General features: G+C 68.0%; 14 protein-coding genes and 1 riboswitch. Of the genes, 7 read left to right on the top strand and 7 right to left on the bottom strand.

What is annotated here, in order from left to right:
• Together nadA and ACLIME_RS02525 are read right to left on the bottom strand one after the other, a co-directional pair.
• On the bottom strand, positions 1–1308 hold the full coding sequence (gene nadA, locus ACLIME_RS02520; RefSeq protein ID WP_274499657.1) for a quinolinate synthase NadA: 1308 nt from the start codon (positions 1306–1308) through the stop codon (positions 1–3).
• Positions 1305–2087 (bottom strand): NUDIX hydrolase, encoded by a 783-nt coding sequence (locus tag ACLIME_RS02525; RefSeq protein ID WP_192018209.1) that lies wholly within the window; start codon positions 2085–2087, stop codon positions 1305–1307. The genes nadA and ACLIME_RS02525 overlap by 4 nt, the downstream gene beginning before the upstream one ends.
• 151 nt (positions 2088–2238) lie before the next feature.
• A riboswitch (glycine riboswitch) is annotated at positions 2239–2324 on the top strand.
• Between the two features lie 161 nt (positions 2325–2485).
• Here ACLIME_RS02525 and gcvT point away from each other — a divergent pair.
• Genes gcvT through gcvP form a run of 3 tightly spaced genes read left to right on the top strand, consistent with a single transcriptional unit; the run spans position 2486 to position 6909 of the window.
• Positions 2486–3610 (top strand): glycine cleavage system aminomethyltransferase GcvT, encoded by a 1125-nt coding sequence (gene gcvT, locus ACLIME_RS02530; RefSeq protein WP_192005239.1) that lies wholly within the window; start codon positions 2486–2488, stop codon positions 3608–3610.
• A gap of 3 nt (positions 3611–3613) precedes the next feature.
• The gene (gene gcvH / locus ACLIME_RS02535) at positions 3614–3988 is read left to right on the top strand and encodes a glycine cleavage system protein GcvH (protein WP_124769004.1); all 375 of its coding nucleotides are present in this window, start codon (positions 3614–3616) and stop codon (positions 3986–3988) included.
• Entirely contained in the window at positions 3988–6909 is a 2922-nt protein-coding gene (gene gcvP / locus ACLIME_RS02540) for an aminomethyl-transferring glycine dehydrogenase (protein ID WP_411558134.1), read from the top strand. The genes gcvH and gcvP overlap by 1 nt, the downstream gene beginning before the upstream one ends.
• A 75-nt stretch (positions 6910–6984) precedes the next feature.
• Here the strand turns inward: gcvP and ACLIME_RS02545 are convergent, their stop codons facing one another.
• A complete protein-coding gene (locus ACLIME_RS02545) occupies positions 6985–7797 on the bottom strand; it encodes a CPBP family intramembrane glutamic endopeptidase (protein ID WP_411558135.1) in 813 nt (270 codons plus the stop codon).
• A 336-nt stretch (positions 7798–8133) separates the two neighbouring features.
• Between ACLIME_RS02545 and ACLIME_RS02550 the strand changes: the two genes are divergently transcribed.
• The 4 genes from ACLIME_RS02550 to ACLIME_RS02565 all read left to right on the top strand — a co-directional run bounded on the left by ACLIME_RS02550 (position 8134) and on the right by ACLIME_RS02565 (position 13443).
• On the top strand, positions 8134–9744 hold the full coding sequence (locus tag ACLIME_RS02550; protein ID WP_241160856.1) for an ABC transporter substrate-binding protein: 1611 nt from the start codon (positions 8134–8136) through the stop codon (positions 9742–9744).
• A gap of 75 nt (positions 9745–9819) precedes the next feature.
• The gene (locus tag ACLIME_RS02555; RefSeq protein WP_064296418.1) at positions 9820–10749 is read left to right on the top strand and encodes an ABC transporter permease; all 930 of its coding nucleotides are present in this window, start codon (positions 9820–9822) and stop codon (positions 10747–10749) included.
• A complete protein-coding gene (locus ACLIME_RS02560) occupies positions 10739–11707 on the top strand; it encodes an ABC transporter permease (RefSeq protein WP_064296417.1) in 969 nt (322 codons plus the stop codon). The genes ACLIME_RS02555 and ACLIME_RS02560 overlap by 11 nt, the downstream gene beginning before the upstream one ends.
• A gap of 11 nt (positions 11708–11718) precedes the next feature.
• Positions 11719–13443, top strand: coding sequence for a dipeptide ABC transporter ATP-binding protein (locus ACLIME_RS02565; RefSeq protein ID WP_079705528.1), 1725 nt, complete (start codon positions 11719–11721; stop codon positions 13441–13443).
• Between the two features lie 82 nt (positions 13444–13525).
• Here the strand turns inward: ACLIME_RS02565 and ACLIME_RS02570 are convergent, their stop codons facing one another.
• From ACLIME_RS02570 to ACLIME_RS02585, 4 genes are read right to left on the bottom strand one after another with little or no spacing between them, the layout of a single operon-like run.
• Positions 13526–14143 carry a hypothetical protein gene (locus tag ACLIME_RS02570; protein ID WP_192005234.1) on the bottom strand — a complete coding sequence of 206 codons (618 nt, stop codon included), beginning with the start codon at positions 14141–14143 and terminating at the stop codon, positions 13526–13528.
• Positions 14144–14190: 47 nt separating this feature from the next.
• Complete coding sequence (locus ACLIME_RS02575) at positions 14191–16296, bottom strand: ABC transporter ATP-binding protein (RefSeq protein ID WP_202939683.1); 2106 nt, start codon at positions 16294–16296, stop codon at positions 14191–14193.
• Positions 16289–17212, bottom strand: coding sequence for an ABC transporter permease (locus ACLIME_RS02580; protein WP_079705531.1), 924 nt, complete (start codon positions 17210–17212; stop codon positions 16289–16291). Before ACLIME_RS02580 ends, ACLIME_RS02575 begins: the two co-directional genes overlap by 8 nt.
• 4 nt (positions 17213–17216) lie before the next feature.
• Positions 17217–18200: an ABC transporter permease gene (locus ACLIME_RS02585; protein ID WP_079705532.1), complete on the bottom strand. Its 984-nt coding sequence runs from the start codon at positions 18198–18200 to the stop codon at positions 17217–17219.
• Between the last annotated feature and the right edge of the window lie 171 nt (positions 18201–18371).

An 18371-nucleotide genomic window follows, 5' to 3' on the forward strand; every position in this document is an offset into this window, starting at 1 on the left:
TCAGCCGGCCTGGGTTCCGGCGGCGACCGGCGGCTTCGCGGCGAGCATGCGCTCGAGCGACAGGCGGGCCGGGACGGCCACGTCGTCGGAGACGGTGATGCGGTTGAGCACCTCGCCCGCGACGAGTCCTTCGAGCACCCAGGCCAGGTAGCCGGGGTGGATGCGGTACATCGTCGAGCAGGGGCAGATCACGTCGTCGAGGCAGAAGATCGTGTGCTGCGGGTACTGCGCGGCGAGGCGCTGCACCATGTTGATCTCGGTGCCGATCGCGAACGTGGTGCCGTCCGGCGCCGCCGCGATGGCCTTCTGGATGTAGTCCGTCGATCCAGCCTCGTCGGCGGCGTCGACGACCGCCATCGGGCACTCGGGGTGCACGATGACCCGGACGCCGGGGTGCTCCGCCCGGGCGCGGTCGATCTGGTCGACGGTGAACCGCTTGTGCACCGAGCAGAAGCCGTGCCACAGTATGACCTCTGCCTGCTCGAGGTCCGTCGCCTCGTTGCCGCCGAGCGGGCGGTTCGGGTTCCACATCGGCATGTGCTCGAGTGGCACGCCCAGCTTCTTGGCGGTGTTCCGACCCAGGTGCTGGTCCGGGAAGAACAGCACCCGCTGTCCGCGCTCGAAGGCCCACCGCAGGACCGTCTCCGCGTTGCTGGACGTGCAGACGATCCCGCCGTGCCGACCGCAGAAGCCTTTGAGCGCCGCCGAGGAGTTCATGTAGGTGACGGGGATGACCGGTACCCGGCCGTCGGCGTCCGGTTCGGTCCCGTAGAGCGCCTCGAGGGCCTCCCACGCCTCCTCGACCTGGTCGATGTCCGCCATGTCGGCCATCGAGCAGCCGGCGGCGAGGTTCGGGAGGATCACGGCCTGCTCGGGTCCGGACAGGAGGTCGGCCGTCTCGGCCATGAAGTGCACGCCGCAGAACACGATCGCCTCGGCCTCGGTGCGTGCCTTGGCCGCGTTCGCGAGTTGGAAGGAGTCGCCGATGTAGTCGGCGTGCTGGACCACCTCGTCGCGCTGATAGAAGTGCCCGAGGATCACGACGCGGTCTCCGAGGGTCTGCTTCGCGGCCACGATGCGGCGGTGGAGTTCATCGTTGGAGGCGTCGCGATAGGCGGCCGGGAGCTGGCCCTGCCGAGGCGAACCGGTCGGGATGACGTCGCCCATCGACGCGCCAGGGCCGTAGCTCGGCGGCTGCAGGTCGAACACCCAGGGCCCGGCCGCGAGCTCGGGCGCGCAGGTCGCGCCGTCGGACGCACCCTCGGTGATCTGCTGGATGGTGTCGTCGACGGATGCGGTGATGGTCATGCTGGCTCCTCGGACTGCTGACGGGTGGTCGGGGTGGACGTCGTGGGCCTGCGGCTCGTCGAACGCCCGGGCGACGGGGTCTCCGGTCGGGTGACGGGCTGGGTCCACCGGTAGAGCCGCGCCGGGCGGTGGCGCCCACCGGTACGGAGCTCGTCGGTCTGCAGGACGAGACCGGAGGACTCGACCTGGCGTCGGAAGTTCGCGGGGTCGAGCTGCTTCTGCAACACCGCCTCGTGCACCTCCCGGAGTTCGGAGAGGGTGAAGGTCTCGCCCAGGAAGGCGTGCGCGATGTGGCTGTACTCCAGCTTGTTGCGGAGCCGCCACAGGGCGTACTCGACGATGTCGCGGTGGTCGAACGCCAACGGGGGGAGTGCGTCGGCCGGGAACCAGCGGACGTTCTGGCCGAGCCGCGTGCGCTTCGCCTCGTCGGACCCGACGAGCGCCCAGTAGACGATCGAGACGACGCGCTCGGCGGGGGAGCGGTCGAGGTCGCCGAACGCGTACAACTGCTCGAGGTAGCGCGGGCGGAGGGAGGTTGTCGTCTCCAGGGTCGACGAGGCCGCGTCCGCGAGGGACTCCGCGGCACCGAGCGGGCCGCCCGGCAGCGCCCAGAGGCCGTCGTAGGGCTCACGGATGCGCCGGACGAGCGGGAGCCAGATGCCCGGCTGCGGGTCGGTCGCGCCGAACCCGTCGTCGGCTCGGAGCGTGAAGATGACGGTCGAGACCGCGAGGCCGACCTGCGGGTCCGTCTGCTCCGCGGGAGTCGTCGATCGCTGCATGGGGGATCTCCGTGTTCCGGAGCACCGGCGGCACTTCAGGTAGAAATGACCTGTACTCGATACAGGCTTAGTGTACACCTGACTCGAACAAGGTCCTGCGCCGAGGCGACCACTCGCGATATGCTGGCGGCTCAATCGAACATCGGGCCGCAAACACGATGCGGGAGAGCCGGTACGCCGGCACCGAAGGAGCAAGCCTCCCCGCCAATCTCTCAGGTCCTGTACCGCATCGGACTGGCCACTCTGGAAAGCAGCGCACGTTCGTGGTGCGCTCGCCGACGGTGAAAGCAGTGTCCGCAGCAGCGGCGCTCGTGAAGCTCTCAGGCCAATGACAGAGGGGGAGTTCCCAACGGGCACCGTCAGGTGTCCGCAGCGCACCACGCGACCCCGGAGAACTCGTGACCGACCTCGAACGAACCAGCCCGCTCCATGCCGTCCACGAAGCCGCCGGCGCGAGCTTCACGGACTTCGCCGGATGGCAGATGCCCGTGCGGTACTCGAGCGACCTCGCCGAGCACCACGCCGTGCGCACCGCCGCCGGCATCTTCGACATCTCCCACATGGCCGAGATCCAGGTCGTGGGCGACGACGCCGCCGACTTCCTCGACCAGGCGCTCGCGGGCAAGCTGTCCGCCATCGATCTGCTCCAGGCCAAGTACTCCCTGCTGCTGAACGAGGCCGGCGGCATCATCGACGACCTCGTCGTCTACCGCAACGGTGAGCACGAGTACCTCGTCGTCGCGAACGCGGGCAACCACGATGCCGTCGTCGCAGCGCTCACCGAGCGGGCCGCGGCGTTCGAGCACGTGGTCGTCATGGACCGCAGCGACGAGATCGCGCTCATCGCCGTCCAGGGGCCCGCCTCCCGCGCCATCCTCCAGGCGACCGAGGGGCTCCACATCCTGGACGAACTGCCGTCCCTCGACGAGGTGAAGTACTACCGCGCGACGGGTGCCTCCTTCGAGAACGGCACGGTCTTCATCGGGCGCACCGGGTACACCGGCGAGGACGGGTTCGAGCTGTACGTCGACGCGGCCGACGCCGTGGAGCTGTGGAACGCCATCGTCGCCGCCGGGACACCGCTCGGACTGGTCCCCGCCGGGCTCGCCAGTCGCGACACGCTCCGGCTCGAAGCCGGCATGCCGTTGTACGGCCACGAGCTCGGTCCGGACATGCTGCCCGTGCAGGCCGGACTCGGCCGCGTCGTCGCACTCGGCAAGCACGGCACGTTCATCGGTCGTGACGCCGTCGAGGCCGGTCCGGCGGACGACGCTCCGGTGCTCGTCGCCCTCGTCTCCGAGGGGCGTCGCGCCGGTCGTGCCGGTTACCGTGTCCTCGCCGGCGACACGACCGTCGGCGAGGTGACGAGCGGGGCACTGTCGCCCACCCTCGGACACCCGATCGCCATGGCCTACGTGCACCCCGACCACGCCGAGCCGGGCACCGTGCTCGACATCGACGTCCGCGGCACGCGAATCCCCGCGACCGTCACCACGCTCCCCTTCTATTCGAGAGAGAAGTAACCCATGGCCGACAAGACCACCCTCAAGTACACCGCCGAGCACGAGTGGATCCGCGTCGAGGGCGATCTCGCCGTCATCGGGATCACCGACTACGCCGCCGAGAAGCTCGGTGACGTCGTCTTCGTGGACCTCCCCGCCGTCGGCGCGGCGCTCTCAGCCAGCACCGTGGTCGGCGAGATCGAGTCCACGAAGTCCGTCGGCGAGCTCTTCGCCCCGCTCGACGGCGAGGTCGTCGAGGCCAACGGCGCCGTCGTCGACGACCCGTCGCTCGTCAACAGCGACCCGTTCGGTGCCGGCTGGCTCGTCTCGGTGCGCTACGACGCGCTGCCCGACACGCTCCTCAGCTGGGACGACTACGCCGCGCTGGTGGGCGAGTGATGGCGGACCGCTTCGCAGAACGGCACATCGGAACCGACACCGCCGCCCAGGCGACGATGCTCGCCGCCGTCGGGTACGACAGCGTCGACGCCCTGCTCGCCGCGGCCGTCCCCTCCGCGATCACGGCCGCCGAACTCGCCTCGTCCAGCATCCCCGATGCCGCGACCGAGCGGGCGGCGCTCGCCGAACTCCGTGAGCTCGCCGGCCGCAACACGGTGAACCGGAGCCTGATCGGTCTCGGTTACTTCGACACGATCACGCCGGCGGTCATCAAGCGGAACGTCCTCGAGAACCCCTCCTGGTACACGGCCTACACGCCGTACCAGCCCGAGATCTCGCAGGGCCGCCTCGAGGCGCTCATCAACTTCCAGACGATGGTCGCCGACCTCACCGGTCTCGACACGGCCAACGCCTCGATGCTCGACGAGAGCACCGCGGTCGTCGAAGGCATGCTCCTCGCGCGACGGGCCTCGAAGCTCGCCGACGCGACGTTCATCGTCGACGCCGACGCGTACCCGCAGACGAAGGCGCTCCTCCGGAGTCGCGCGGAAGCGGTCGGCATCGACCTCGTCGAGCTGCCGTTGTCGACCACCTCGCCCGAGGACCTCCCGGCGGCGTTCGGTGTCTTCGTGCAGTACCCCGGTGCCTCCGGGCTCGTGTGGGACCCGTCGGCGATCATCGCGGCGGTCAAGGCGGCCGGCGGCGTGTCGGTCGTCGCGGCCGATCTCCTCGCCCTCACGCTCATCTCCTCGCCCGGTTCCCTCGGCGCGGACATCGCGGTCGGGACGAGCCAGCGCTTCGGCGTGCCGATGGGCTTCGGCGGGCCGCACGCTGGGTACCTCGCGGTCCGTAAGGGCCTCGAGCGCCAGATGCCCGGTCGCCTCGTCGGCGTCAGCCAGGACGCGGCGGGTCACCCCGCCTACCGGCTCACGCTGCAGACGCGCGAGCAGCACATCCGCCGTGAGAAGGCCACGAGCAACATCTGCACGGCCCAGGTCCTGCTGGCGGTCATGGCCGCGATGTACGCCGTGTACCACGGGCCCGACGGGCTCAAGCGGATCGCGCAGTCGGTGCACGCGACCACCGCGAGTGCAGCCCGTCTGCTGAGGTCGGCGGGTGTCGAGGTGCTCACGGAGCACTACTTCGACACCCTGCAGGTGCGCGTCGCCGACAGCGCAGCGGTGGTGTCGGGTGCGCACGACCGCGGCCTCCTGCTGTGGGCCGTCGACGAGACGACCGTCTCGATGAGCTTCGACGAGGTGAGCGCGGTCGAGAGCGTCGTCCCGACCCTCGTCGAGGTGCTCACGACCGCTGGGACCGCCACCGCCGGAGAGCCGTCGGCATACGTCTTCGACGAGGGGGCGTCCGCCTCGGCGTTCGGTCCGAGCGCCGTGTCGGAGTACCCGGCCACGCTCGCCCGCGAGACCGAGTACCTGACGCACCCGGTGTTCAACACCCACCACTCGGAGACCGCCATGATGCGGTACCTCAAGCAGCTTGCCGACCGCGACTATGCGCTCGACCGGGGGATGATCCCGCTGGGTTCGTGCACGATGAAGCTCAACGCCGCCACCGAGATGGAGGCCGTCACCTGGCCCGAGTTCGCCGGGCTGCACCCGTTCGCCCCGCGTGAGGACGTCGCAGGCTCGCTCGAACTCGTCGACCAGCTCGAGACCTGGCTGGCCGAGGTCACCGGGTACGACTCCGTGTCGCTGCAGCCGAACGCCGGCAGCCAGGGCGAGCTCGCCGGTCTCCTCGCCATCCGCGGCTACCACCGCGCGAACGGCGACGAGCAACGGACGGTCTGCCTCATCCCCTCGAGCGCGCACGGCACGAACGCAGCCTCCGCCGTCCTCGCCGGCATGCGTGTGGTCGTCGTCGCGTGCGACGAGCAGGGCAACGTCGACCTCGACGACCTCCGGTCGAAGATCGAGGCCAACGCCGAGTCCCTCGCCGCGCTCATGATCACCTACCCGTCCACCCACGGCGTCTACGAGCACGAGGTGAAGACCATCACCCAGGCCGTGCACGACGCCGGCGGCCAGGTCTACGTCGACGGCGCGAACCTCAACGCGCTGCTCGGGTACGCGCGGTTCGGTGAGTTCGGCGGCGACGTCTCGCACCTGAACCTGCACAAGACGTTCTGCATCCCGCACGGCGGTGGCGGCCCCGGTGTCGGGCCGGTCGCCGCCAAGGCGCACCTCGCGCCGTTCCTGCCCGGTCACCCGCTGGCGCAGCGGGCCGAGCACCCGCTGCTCGGCGGCGGGACGGTCGTGCACGACGGCGGTCCGATCTCGGCGGCTCCCTACGGCAGCCCGAGCATCCTGCCGATCTCGTGGGCCTACGTCCGCATGATGGGTTCGGAAGGGCTCCGCGAGGCGACCGGGGCCGCGGTGCTCGCAGCGAACTACATCGCTGCGCGACTGCGCGACCACTATCCCGTCCTGTACACGGGCGACAGCGACCTCGTGGCGCACGAGTGCATCCTCGACCTCCGTCCGCTCAAGGAGGCGACCGGGATCTCCGTCGACGACGTGGCCAAGCGTCTCGTCGACTACGGGTTCCACGCGCCGACGATGTCGTTCCCCGTCGCGGGGACGCTCATGGTCGAGCCGACGGAGAGCGAGGACCTCACCGAGGTCGACCGCTTCGTCGACGCGATGATCGCGATCAAGGCGGAAGCGGACGCCGTCGCGGCGGGCGAGTGGCCTGCCGACGACAACCCGCTCGTCGGGGCGCCGCACACGGCCCAGTCGGTCATCGAGGGGGAGTGGACGCACGCGTACTCGCGCGAGCTCGCCGTCTACCCCGTGCACACGCTCGTGCGCACGAAGTACTGGCCGCCGGTGCGTCGCATCGACCAGGCGTACGGCGACCGCAACCTCGTGTGTGCCTGCCCGCCGCCCGAGGCCTTCGCCTAGCCGGTCCATGGGCACTCCCTCGCCCATTCGTGGGCGAGGGAGTGCTCGTTCGCCCCGTGATGGGCGAACGGTTCGTCAGGAGGACGGCGTCGCGGCGAAGATCTCCGGCCACCAGGCGACGGCGAGCGGGAAGCCCGCGAACGAGATGATGTCGATGACCGTGTGCGCGACGACGAGGGGCATCACCCGACCCCAGCGCTTGTAGCACCAGCCGAACGCGATCCCCATGGCGACGTTGCCGAAGAACGGCCCGATGCCCTGGTACAGGTGGTAGCTCCCGCGGAGGACGGCGGTCGACAGGATGATCGTCCACCACCCCCACCCGATCTCGCGCAGCCTGGTGTACAGGTAGCCGATGATGATGACCTCCTCCTGGAGGCCGGCGCGGAGGGCGGAGAAGACGAGCATCGGGATCGTCCACCAGTACATGGTGTCGGGGAACGTCGAGACCGCGACCGTGACGCCGAGTGCGCGGCCCAACGCGTACACACCGATGCCGGGGACACCGATCGCTGCGACGAGGAGCAGACCGCGGCCGAGGTCGCGTCCGGGGGAGCGGAGGTCGAGTCCCATCCGCGCGAAGCCGCTGCGTCCGGGCTGCCAGAGCAGGTAGATGACGAGGGCGACCGGCGCGAGCTGGAAGAAGAGCCCGAGGAACTGGTAGCTGAAGTCGAGCCACTCCCGGGTGGCCTGGGTGGTGTTGATCGCCGCAGATTGATCGGAGAGCGGCGCCCCCGCGGTGAGCTTCGCGATGAGCGAGATGATCGAGTACACCGCCGACGCCCCGAGGCTCAGCGCGAGGACGATGCCGATCTCCCACCACCGACGGTTGTCTCCGGCGCCCTCGGGGAGGTCCGGTCCCCGCTCGGTGGTGTTCTGTTCGCTCACCGGTCCATTCTGCTGGCTGGTGGCTCCGAGCGCACCGCATACCATCTGCGCGTCCGCTCGGCGGATATCAGGAGACGAACGCCTTACGATTCGTATCCAGAACGACGAAGTGACTGCACGAGTTTTGCGATCATGATCGTTCTGTTGCGTCGTGGGCGGGATCCGTGCACGAAAAAGCATCCGTGAGCAACAATCCGGCGATTGGGTTACCGCTGTGTAACGTTTGGCGTCCCAGTTTGCTCGCCGTCCTGCTTCTGCTTATCGTCAGAGTATTCAAAGAGCGATCCAGCGCACACGATGCGCTGTTTTCGCTTGCCCTTTCCCCAAGGAGGAACTGTGAAGTTCAGTCGGTTCGGCTCTGCCGCCGCCATCATCGCAGCAGGGGCTCTCGTCCTCACCGGTTGTTCCGGTGGCGGTTCCAGCAGCGAGAGCACCAGCAGCGCGTCATCCGTCATCACGACCAACGGCTCCGAGCCGGAGTCGGGCCTCATCCCCAGCGACACCAACGAGGTCGGTGGCGGAAAGATCATCGACGAGGTCTTCGCAGGCCTCCGCTACTACGCGGCCGACGGCAAGCCGGTCGACGACCTGGCCGAGTCGATCGACACCGACGACTCGACCACGTTCACGATCAAGATCAAGGCTGATCAGAAGTTCACCAACGGCGACCCCGTCACCGCTGACTCGTTCGTCATGGCATGGCAGGACGCCGTCGTCAACCTCCGCAAGAACGCCTCGTTCTTCGCTGACGTCGAGGGCTACAACGAGACCGGCCAGCCCCTGACGGGCCTGAGCGTCGTGGACGACACCACCTTCACGGTGAAGCTGTCCGCACCTGCATCGGACTTCCCGTTGCGTCTGGGCTACTCCGCCTTCTACCCGCTGCCCGCTGCAGCGTTCGACGCGGCCGGCAAGGTCACGGACGAGTTCGGACAGAACCCGATCGGCAACGGCCCGTACAAGGTCGACGGCGACAAGGCGTGGAAGCACAACGAGTCGATCAAGCTCGTCAAGAACGACGAGTACAAGGGTGGCCGCGAAGCCAAGAACGGTGGCCTGACCATCACGTTCTACAAGGACTTCGACAGCGCCTACGCCGACCTGCTGAGCGGCAACCTCGACGTCCTGGACCAGATCCCGGACTCCGCGCTCTCCACCTACCAGGACGACCTGGGCGACCGCGCGGTCAACCAGCCGGCCGCCGTGTTCCAGTCCTTCACGATCCCGTCCCGCCTCCCGCACTTCAGCGGTGAAGAGGGTCAGCTGCGTCGTCAGGCCATCTCGTACGCGATCAACCGTGAAGAGATCACCAAGGTCATCTTCAACGGGACCCGCACGCCGGCGACCGACTTCACCTCGCCGGTCATCGACGGCTACTCGAAGGACATCGAAGGTAACGACGTCCTCAAGTACAACGAGAAGAAGGCCAAGGAACTCTGGGCCGAGGCAGACGCCATCTCCCCGTGGGACGGCTCCTTCCAGATCGCGTACAACGCCGACGGGCCGCACCAGGCCTGGGTCGACGCAGTGACCAACGGCATCAAGAACGTCCTGGGCATCGAGTCCTCGGGCGTCCCGGTCGCCGTCTTCGGTGACTTCCGTGCCGGCATCACCAACCGCTCCATCGAGACGGCGTTCCGCTCCGGATGGCAGGCCGACTACCCGGGTCTGTACAACTTCCTCGCTCCGCTCTACGCGACCGGTGCTTCCTCGAACGACGGTGACTACTCCAGCCCCGAGTTCGACAAGCTCCTCTCCGAGGGTTCGTCCGAGACCGACCTGGACGCTGCGAACAAGAAGTTCCAGGACGCCCAGGCGGTCCTCTTCAAGGACCTGCCGGCCATCCCGCTCTGGTACCAGAACGTGAGTGGCGGCTTCGGCGAAGGCGTGCAGAACGTCGAGTTCGGTTGGAACTCGGTGCCGCTGTACTACGAGATCACCAAGTAGTCTTGTAGCGGCATAGCTGGGTGGGTCCGGTTCTTCCGGGCCCACCCAGCTTCACGAGTTCAGGAGTCCCACACCATGGGCGGTTACATTCTTCGTCGTGTCCTGCAGGCTATCCCCGTACTGCTCGGCACGACCTTCCTCATCTATTTCATGGTCTTCGCGTTGCCCGGTGATCCCGTGCTCGCATTGTTCGGCGACAAGACGCCGAGCGCCGCGCAGATCGCTCAACTCAACGCCGAGTACAACCTCGACAAGCCGTTCATCGTGCAGTACTTCCTGTACCTCGGCGGCATCTTCACCGGCGACCTCGGAACGTCCTTCTCCGGGCAGCCGGTCAGCGAGATCCTCGCGCAGGCCTTCCCGGTCACGCTGCGGCTCGCCGTCATCGCCGTCTTCTTCGAGATGGTCGCCGGCATCACGATCGGTCTCATCTCCGGCATCCGCAAGGGCGGCATCTTCGACGCCTCGTTCCTCGTGGTCAGCCTGATCCTCATCTCGCTCCCCGTCTTCGTCATCGCGTTCGTCGCGCAGTACGTGTTCGGGATCCAGCTCGGATGGTTCAGACCGACGGTCGGCCCGGGCGCGCCGATACAAGACCTCCTACTCCCCGCGCTGGTCCTCGCCACCATCAGCTTCGCGCAGATCGTGCGGTTGACCCGGTCCTCGGTCATCGAGACGCAGTCGCTCGACTTCGTCCGTACGGCGTACTCGAAGGGCCTCAGCCGTCGCCGGGTCATCCCCGTGCACATCCTGCGCAACTCGCTGATCCCGGTCGTGACCTACCTCGCGGTGGACTTCGGTGTGCTGATCGTCGGCGCCACGGTGACCGAGGGCATCTTCAACGTCCCCGGTGTCGGCCGCACGCTCTACCAGGCCATCCTCCGAGGAGAAGGCCCGACCGTGGTGTCCTTCGTGACGGTGATGGTGTTGTTCTACCTCATCATCAACCTCGTCATCGACCTCTTCTACGCCGTGCTCGACCCAAGGATCCGCTATGTCAAGTAATGATCAGGAGCCGACGATCAAGCGATCCCCGAATCACTTCGTCGCGCCGCTCGAAGAGACCCCGCTCGCGGTCATCGACGCCGTCAAGGTCGACGAGAAGGTCAGCAACCTCTGGACCGACGCGTGGGCGTTCATGCGCCGTCGTCCCATGTTCTGGATCTCGTCCGTCCTCATCCTGCTCGTCGTGGTCGTGGGCCTGTTCCCCTTCCTCTTCACGCAGACGCCCCCGAACAACCAGTGCTTCCTCGAGAACAGCAACGGCGGGCCTGAGGCCGGCCACATCCTCGGGTTCACGAAGCAGGGCTGCGACATCTTCGCGCGGGTCATCTACGGGACCTCCACGTCGCTGTCCGTCGGTCTCATCGTGACGTTGATCACCGCCACGCTCGGCATCGTGTTCGGCGCGTTCGCCGGCTTCTACGGCGGTTGGGTCGACTCGGTGCTGTCCCGCATCGGCGACATCTTCTTCTCCATCCCGTACATCCTCGCGGCCGTCGTCGTCATGTCGGTGCTCGCGAAGTACCGGAGCGTGTGGACGATCTCCTTGGCGATCGGTCTGTTCGCCTGGCCATCAGTCGCCCGAGTGCTTCGAGCGGAGGTGCTCAGGGTCAAGAACGCGGACTACGTCCAAGCGTCCATCGCGCTGGGTGTCTCCCGCTTCAAGATCCTCCTGCGCCACGTGCTGCCCAACGCGATCCCACCGGTGATCGTCGTCATCACGATCTCGCTGGCGTCCGCGATCGTCGCCGAGGCGACGCTGTCCTTCCTCGGCGTGGGGCTCGGAAGCGAGACCATGTCCTGGGGCAACGACATCAGCCAGGCGCAGCGTGACCTCCGCACGGCGCCGCAGGTGCTGATCTACCCGTCGATCGCGCTGTCGCTCACCGTGCTCAGCTTCATCATGATGGGCGAAGTCCTGCGAGACGCGCTCGACCCGAAGGCGAGGGCCCTGCGTTGAACGCGAGCCAGATGAACACCCAGCAGCCGCTGCTCGAGGTCAAGGACCTCGAGGTCACCTTCCGTACCCAGAGCGGGACGGTCCAGGCCATCCGCAAGACCGGGTTCACCATGATGCCCGGGGAGACCGTCGCGATCGTCGGTGAGTCCGGATCCGGGAAGTCGACGACCGCGCACGCGATCATCAACCTCCTGCCCGGTACCGGCAAGATCAGCGGGGGCGAGATCCTCTTCGAGGGGCGCGACCTCTCGAAGCTCTCCCGCAACGAGATCGAGGACGTCCGAGGACGCCTGATCGGTTTCGTACCGCAGGACCCGATGTCCAACCTGAACCCGGTGTGGAACATCGGCTTCCAGGTCGAGGAGGCCATCCGTGCCAACGGCATCGCCCACGGCAAGAAGGCCGTCCGCGCCAAGGCGATCGAGGTGCTCCAGCAGGCCGGCCTCTCCGACGCCGACCGTCGCCTGAAGCAGTTCCCGCACCAGTTCTCCGGTGGCATGCGTCAGCGCGTGCTCATCGGTATCGGTCTGTCGTCGAGCCCGAAGCTGCTCATCGCGGACGAGCCGACGTCGGCGCTCGACGTCACGGTCCAGCGGAAGATCCTCGACCACCTCGAGAGCCTGACCCGCGACAGCGGCACGGCGCTGCTCTTCATCACGCACGACCTCGGCCTCGCCGCCGAGCGCGCTGAGAAGCTCATCGTCATGTACAAGGGGCAGATCGTCGAGGCCGGTCCGTCGGTCGAGATCCTGCAGAACCCGGTGCACCCGTACACGAAGCGGCTCGTCGCAGCGGCGCCGAGCCTGGCGTCGCGTCGCATCCAGTCGGCGACCGGATCGCTCGAGACCCTCGACCACGAGGCTCCCGCCGGCTCCGAGGGCATCGACCTCATCGTCGCCGCCGAGCACCGCGCTGCGGCGCAGGCTGCCCAGCCGGACGCGGAAGCCGCGATCGTGGTCAAGGACCTCGAGAAGGTCTACAACATCCGTGGCCAGAAGGCGGCTGAGCGGGAGCTCAAGGCCGTCGACGGCGTCTCGTTCGAGATCCCGAGGGGCACCACCATGGCGCTCGTCGGCGAGTCCGGATCCGGCAAGTCGACCGTGGCGAAGCTGCTCCTGCAGCTGGAGACGCCGACGTCCGGCCAGATCCGCATCGGTGGCAAGGCGATGGAGGGGCTCGATCGCAAGGGCCTCCTCGCGCTGCGCCGGAAGATGCAGCCGGTCTTCCAGGACCCCTACGGTTCCCTCGACCCGCTGCGGAACATCGGCAACACGATCGCTGAACCGCTCGTCACGCACAAGGTGGGCGACAAGGCCTCCCGCCGTGCTCGCGTGCTGGAGCTCCTCGACCAGGTCTCGCTGCCGCAGGCGGTCGCGACCCGGTACCCGAACGAACTCTCCGGTGGACAGCGTCAGCGCATCGCGATCGCTCGCGCACTCGCGTTGAAGCCTGAGATCGTCGTCCTCGACGAGGCGGTGTCCGCGCTCGACGTCCTCGTCCAGGCGCAGATCCTGCAGTTGCTCGCCGACCTCCAGTCGGAGCTGCAGCTGACGTACCTCTTCATCACCCACGACCTCGCGGTCGTGCGCGTGATCGCCGACAACGTCGCGGTCATGCAGAAGGGGAAGATCGTGGAGGCGTCGACCACGGACGACGTCTTCGAGAACCCGAAGCAGCAGTACACGCGCGAACTCCTCGACGCCATCCCCGGCGCCGGGATCGAGCTCGCGCTGTAACCGGCGCACCACGTCGAAGGGCGGTACCGCGGAGTGATCCGTGGCGCCGCCCTTCGGCGTTGCGGGAGGCGTCCGCCGGTCGCTAGCCGAGGAGCGCCGAGGCGACGCCCCAGAGGACGAGTGCGGCCGTGACGCCGAGGGCGACGACGTCCCAGCGCGAGGTGGCGAGGCGGTCGTCCTTCGGGTCGATCCGACCCCAGCGTTCGTGCGCACGGTCGATGAGGTCGACGGCCGTCGGACCCTCGTTGCCGGCGCGGCCGGGTCGGCGGACACCCGCCGCGCGGTCCTGGTGGTCGACCCCGCGTCGTCCGGCGCGTCCGCCGATCATCGACGGGCGGTCGAGACCGGCGCTCGGCGCGCCCCAGCTCGTGATCTTCCGACCGTCGCGGAGGAGCACCGTGAGCTGGTAGCGGCTGGTCGCCTCCTCCATGCGCGACCACGGGATGTCGTGGAGACGCCCCACGTTCACGATGGTCAGCTGCGACGGCTCGATGACGATGCAGGGGCGGACGAGGACGAGGTAGACCAGCCACACGACGAGGAGCTCCCACGGGAGCGCCTGGACCGCGAAGTTCCAGGCCCCGCGGCCGACGGCGTCGATGATGAAGAAGACCATGAGCAGGGCGGTGACCCCGAGGATCCAGAAGCCGCTCGTGCTCCGCAGAGTGGTCCGATTGCCGGCGTTCGTCGCTTCGTTCACGTCCACCATCCTTCCAGGCCGCCGACCCGCGGGGCCGCACGGCTCGATCAGGCGGTGACGAGCCGGTCGCTCTCCGCATGGTGACACGCCACGAGCCGTCCGTCGACGGGGCGCTCTCGCGGATCGTCGCGTTCGCAGACCGCCTGCTTCTCCGCCGGCAGCAGCTGGAACAGCGGGCAGCGGCTCCGGAAACTGCAGCCGACCCGGTCGTCGCTGGGGGAGGGGAGGTCGCCGTTCAGCAGGATGCGCTGCCGGCTGCGTTCGATCTCGGGGTCCGGGACCGGCACCGCGGAGAGCAGCGCCTGCGTGTACGGGTGCTTCGGGTCGTCGAAGATCGTGGCACTGGGTCCGTACTCGACGATGCGCCCGAGGTACATGACCGCCACGTCGTCGGCGATGTGCCGGACGACGGCGAGGTCGTGGGCGACGAACAGGTACGAGAGTCCGAGCCGCTGCTTGAGGTCTTCGAGCAGGTTGATGACGCCGGCCTGGACGGAGACGTCGAGCGCGGAGACCGGCTCGTCGAGCACGAGGATCTTCGGTTCGACGACGAGCGCCCGGGCGATGCCGATGCGCTGTCGCTGGCCACCCGAGAACTCGTGCGGGTACCGGCCGGCGAAGGACGGTTCCAGGCCGACGAGTTCGAGCATGGCACCGACGCGGGAGCGGATCTCGGTGGGGGAGACCCCGTGGACGGTCAACGGTTCGCCGATGATGTCCTCGATCGTCATGCGCGGATCGAGCGAGGCCATCGGGTCCTGGAACACCACCTGGATGTCGCTGCGCAGCTTCCGGCGGTCGGGCTTCGACAGCGTCGCGGTGTCGACCCCGTTCACGTGGATGCTGCCGCCCTGCGTCCTGGCGAGTTCGAGGATCTCCATGATCGTCGTCGTCTTCCCGCAGCCGGACTCCCCGACGAGGCCGAGGGTGCGTCCGCGCTGGACGCTGAACGAGACCCCGTCGACCGCGCGGACGGTGCCGATGTTGCGACGGAACACGACGCCCTTCGTGAGCGGGAAGGCGCGGGTCAGGTCGCGGACGTCGAGGACGGTCTCCGGAGCGACCTCGGCGACGAGCTCCTCCGGTACCTCGTCCGGCCGAGGGAAGATCTCCGGGCGGCGCAGCGACCCGTCGGCGATCTCGCCGGCGCGGATGCACGCCGCGGTGTGGTTGACCGAGGTCGTCGGGTCCTCGACGGGACCGTCGAGGACGGGGAGCAGCGCCGGTTCACCCTCGAGGCAGGCGGCCACGGCGATCGGGCAGCGCGGGGCGAAGGGGCAGCCGGTCGGCACGGTCGTCAACAGCGGTGGGCGTCCCTCGAGCGGGACGAGTCGCTCCTGCTGGTTCGCGGCCATGTTCGGCATGGAGCGCAGCAGACCGATCGTGTACGGCATGAGGGGTTCGCGGAACAATGGGACGACGGGTGCCGTCTCGACGATCCGACCCGCGTACATCACGGCCACCCGGTCGGCGTTGCCGGCGACGACACCGAGGTCGTGCGTGATGAGCACCACGGCGGCGCCGGTGATGTCCTTCGCCTTCTGGAGCACCTCGAGGATCTGCGCCTGGATGGTGACGTCGAGCGCGGTGGTCGGCTCGTCGGCGATGATCAGCTGCGGGTCGTTGGCGATGGCGATCGCGATCATGGCCCGCTGACGCATGCCACCGGAGAACTCGTGCGGGAACGACTTGGCACGCCGCTCCGCGTTCGGGATGCCGACGATCTTCAGGAGTTCGACGGCCCGGGTCTCGGCGGCGCGCTGCGAGAGCGCGGAGTCGTGGAGACGGAGGCCCTCGGCGATCTGCTGACCGATGGTGTAGACGGGCGTGAGGGCCGAGAGCGGATCCTGGAAGATCATGGCGATGTCGCGCCCGCGGATCTTCGACAGTTCCTTGTCAGACTGGCCGAGCAGCTCGACGCCGTCGTAGCGGATGCTGCCGCTCACCTGCGCATTGGTCGGGAGCAGCCCCATGACGGCCATCGAGGAGACGCTCTTACCGGAGCCCGACTCGCCGACGATGCCGAGGAACTCGCCTCGCCGCACCTCGTAGGAGACACCGCGGACGGCGTGCACCGGCGTGCCGGCGTTGGGGAAGGTGACGCTGAGGTCGTCGACCTTGAGGAGCGGCGCGGTCGCCTGGGGGTCAGTCACGGTTGGCTCCTGAGGTCGGGTCGATGGCGTCGCGGAGGGCGTCGCCGAGGAGGCTCGAGGCGAGCACGGTGATGACGAGGATCGCTGCCGGGAAGACGAACAGCCAGGGCCGCGTCACGGCCGCACTCGCACCGGCGGCGAGGAGAGTACCGAGCGAGACGTCGGGCGCCTGGACGCCGAAGCCGAAGAAGCTCAGCGTCGTCTCCGACAGGATCGCCGCGCCGATGCCGAGCGTCGCGTCGATGATGAGGAGGCTCGCGACGTTCGGGATGATGTGCCGACGGATGATCGTGAACCCGGGGACGCCCATGAAGCGCGCGGCCTTGACGTACTCGCGTTCGCGGAGCGACATCGTCTGCCCGCGGATGACGCGGGCGAGCACCATCCAGCCGAACAGGACGAGGAAGACGACGAGGGCGAGCCAGGAGAGCGACTTGAACGCCGGGCTGAGGAGCACGAGGAGGAAGAAGCCGGGGATGACGAGGAGCAAGTCGATGAGCCAGACGATCGCCTTGTCCCAGACACCGCCGACGTAACCGGCGATGGCCCCGACGAGTCCGGCGATGATCGCCGCCCCCGGGCCGACGATCAGGCCGATGACGATGGACTTCTGCAGACCGACGAGGGTCTGCGCGTACACGTCCTGGCCGATGTTGTTCGTGCCGAACCAGTGCGACAGCGAGGGCGGCTGGCTGAAGGCGAGGCCGTCCTGGTCGGTGAAGGACCAGGGGGAGAGCAGCGGGCCGATGAAGGCCCAGAGGATGATGAAGAGGAGGACGCCTCCACCGATGCGGGCGCGCTTCGTGGCGAGCACCTTCCGGAGGATCGTGCGTCCGCGGGACTGCGGCCGCTTTGGTGCATCCCGCATCGTCTCGGGTTCGCCGACGGTGAGGGTCGATGGGTCGGTCAGTGCCATGTCGTTACACCCGCACTCTCGGGTCGAGCGCCGCATAGATCACGTCGGAGAGGGTTCCGGCGATCAGGACGAGGATGGAGGTGAAGAGGATCGTTCCGGCGGCGGCGTTGATGTCCGAGTTCGAGACGCTCGTGAGGAGGTACTCGCCCATGCCGTGCCAGCTGAAGACGTTCTCCGTCACACTCGCGCCGGTGAGGATGAGTCCGAACGAGTAGGCGAAGAACGTCGACATCGGGATGAGCGCGACGCGGACGCCGTGTCGGATGATCGCGGAGCCGCGGGTCCGGCCCTTCGAGCGGGCGGTCCGGATGTAGTCGGCGCTCATCACGTCGAGCATGGCGCTGCGCTGGTACCGCGAGTACGAGGCGACGGCGCCGACGGTGAGGGTGATGGTGGGCAGCAGCAGATGCATCGCCCGGTCGCCGAACTGTGTCCAGAACCCGCCCTGTAGGCCGGCGGTATACTCGCCGGTGAAGTTGATGACGTTCGTGCCGACCGCCTGGTTGAGCGACGTCGCGAGGATCATGAGCACGACGCCGATGACGAAGACGGGCATCGCGAGGATCGTGAACGAGGCGTAGGTGATGATCTGGTCGCTGGCCCGGTACTGCCGGACGGCGCCCCAGACGCCGAGGGCGACGCCGATGACCGCGCCCAGGATGGTGCCGATGACGAGGAGTCGGAGGCTCGTGCCCGAGCGCTCGAAGATGTCGGCCGTGACCTGGGTGCCGCGGGTGCTGACGCCGAGGGACCCGGTGGTCACGAGCTGGGTGACCCAGTCCCAGAGGCGTTCGAGCAGCGGCACCTTCGGGTTGACGCCCATCTTGTCGAGCGCCGCATCGATCGAGGACTGCGGAATGGGCGGGTTCTTCCCGAGGAACCGGGCCGAGGGCTGGAGCGTCATGCTCACGAGCACGTAACCCAGCATGGTGGCGATGGCGGAGAGGAACAGGTAGTTGACCAACCGCCGTGCAATGAACCCGATCATGTACCAGCCTTGCGAAGTCGTTGTGCGGGACCGCGTCGTCCCGTCAGCTGTGCTCCCCTCGTGGGGTGGAGACACTGTAACCCCCAACCATCGGGAATCAGAAAACGACGCGTGTTCCCAGGAAACGAAACGTATGTTTCCGGCACGTGTTGCCGATAAATCGAAACGGTA

The organism is Plantibacter sp. MPB07, assembly GCF_046619465.1.
Classification (GTDB): domain Bacteria; phylum Actinomycetota; class Actinomycetes; order Actinomycetales; family Microbacteriaceae; genus Plantibacter; species Plantibacter auratus.

Excerpts from the sequence above, each read along its gene's own strand:
- ACLIME_RS02565 (WP_079705528.1), top strand. The coding sequence starts at position 11,719 with ATGAACACCCAGCAGCCGCTGCTCGAGGTCAAGGACCTCGAGGTCACC.
- ACLIME_RS02585 (WP_079705532.1), bottom strand. The coding sequence starts at position 18,200 with ATGATCGGGTTCATTGCACGGCGGTTGGTCAACTACCTGTTCCTCTCC.
- nadA (WP_274499657.1), bottom strand. The coding sequence starts at position 1,308 with ATGACCATCACCGCATCCGTCGACGACACCATCCAGCAGATCACCGAG.
- gcvP (WP_411558134.1), top strand. The coding sequence starts at position 3,988 with ATGGCGGACCGCTTCGCAGAACGGCACATCGGAACCGACACCGCCGCC.
- ACLIME_RS02525 (WP_192018209.1), bottom strand. The coding sequence starts at position 2,087 with ATGCAGCGATCGACGACTCCCGCGGAGCAGACGGACCCGCAGGTCGGC.
- ACLIME_RS02555 (WP_064296418.1), top strand. The coding sequence starts at position 9,820 with ATGGGCGGTTACATTCTTCGTCGTGTCCTGCAGGCTATCCCCGTACTG.
- gcvH (WP_124769004.1), top strand. The coding sequence starts at position 3,614 with ATGGCCGACAAGACCACCCTCAAGTACACCGCCGAGCACGAGTGGATC.
- ACLIME_RS02580 (WP_079705531.1), bottom strand. The coding sequence starts at position 17,212 with ATGGCACTGACCGACCCATCGACCCTCACCGTCGGCGAACCCGAGACG.
- ACLIME_RS02560 (WP_064296417.1), top strand. The coding sequence starts at position 10,739 with ATGTCAAGTAATGATCAGGAGCCGACGATCAAGCGATCCCCGAATCAC.